The sequence below is a fragment of the Pseudopedobacter beijingensis genome (assembly GCF_042678145.1).
In the GTDB taxonomy this organism is placed as follows: Bacteria; Bacteroidota; Bacteroidia; order Sphingobacteriales; family Sphingobacteriaceae; genus Pseudopedobacter; species Pseudopedobacter beijingensis.
This window is the reverse complement of record NZ_JBHUDG010000031.1, coordinates 1-1,231: the sequence shown is the minus strand read 5'-3', so window position 1 is coordinate 1,231 and position 1,231 is coordinate 1. Positions and strand designations below refer to the sequence as shown.

Genomic DNA, 1,231 nt, shown 5'->3' with positions numbered 1-1,231 from the left:
TGTAATCTTCCCTTAAAACAGCTACGATTATTAATGTAGTTTTATAATTTAGGGTAATGAAAAAAAGTAAGTTTAGCGAAACACAGATCATCAAGATTTTGAAGTCACAAGAATCTGGACAATCAGTTACAGACATCTGTCGAGAGCATGGCATTAGCCAGGGTACTTTTTACGTCTGGAAGAGTAAATATTCAGGTATGGAGTCTTCGCAACTCAAACAGATGAAAGATATGGAACGGGAGTTGGCACAGTATAAGAAAATAGTAGCTGAGTTGACTCTTCAAAATACGGTATTAAAAGACGTTATAGAAAAAAAGCTCTAGGGCCTGCCGAAAAGCGCGAGCTTGTAGGTTATGCCCGCGAATATTTCGGGATGAGCCTACGGCAGGCCTGTGCAATATTCTTTCTGAGTACATCTGTATTTTATTACCGTGCAAAGCGTAAAGATGATACAGAGGTCATCGAGCAGCTTTCCAAGCTAGCAGAACTCCACCGTACATGGGGATTCTGGATGATGTATCACCGACTCAGAAAGTTACAATATATGTGGAACCATAAGCGTGTCTATCGTATTTATACATCTATGAGGCTTAATCTGCGCAACAAGCGCAAGAAACGTCTTCCGGCACGCGTAAAATCACCTTTACTATGTCCTATCGGACCGAACATCACCTGGAGCCTTGATTTCATGCACGACACGCTGGCCAGTGGGAAAACGATACGTACATTGAACGTCATAGACGATTTCAGTCGGGAGGCACTTTCCATTACAGTGGATACCAGTCTGCCCGCACAACGGGTAATCCGGGAACTGGAAAAACTGCTGGAATGGCGTGGCAAACCCGAGAAGATCCGTTCGGACAACGGCCCAGAGTTTGTCGCTGAGGCCATGCGTGGGTGGTGTGAGCAGAACAACATACAATGGGAGTTTATACAGCCAGGCAAACCCACACAAAATAGTTTGATAGAACGTTTTAACAGAACTTTCAGACAGGATGTGCTGGATAGCTATATGTTTGACAGCTTGCCTGATATAAGGAAATATGCAGATGCGTGGGCATGGATGTATAACAATGAAAGACCTCATTCTTCTTTGGGACAGTTAACACCGGCAGAGTTCCTGTTGAAATATGGAAAACTCTCTGAGTTTCCCACATTCCAACAGGATAGCAATAGCAATTCTGATTGGAATTCTTTAGTTTTGGGTGTAGCTAGCTAGGGTAAGATTACA

At 43.2% G+C, this 1,231-nt stretch carries 1 protein-coding gene; it reads left to right on the top strand.

Annotated features, from left to right (window positions below):
- The first annotated feature begins 56 nt into the window (after positions 1-56).
- Positions 57-1,219, top strand: a protein-coding gene (locus ACFSAH_RS14100; protein WP_379663382.1) for an IS3 family transposase whose coding sequence is annotated in 2 segments (ribosomal slippage) — positions 57-309 and positions 309-1,219 — 1,164 coding nt in all. Because the reading frame shifts where the segments join, the coding sequence is not laid out codon by codon here.
- Positions 1,220-1,231: the final 12 nt, after the last annotated feature.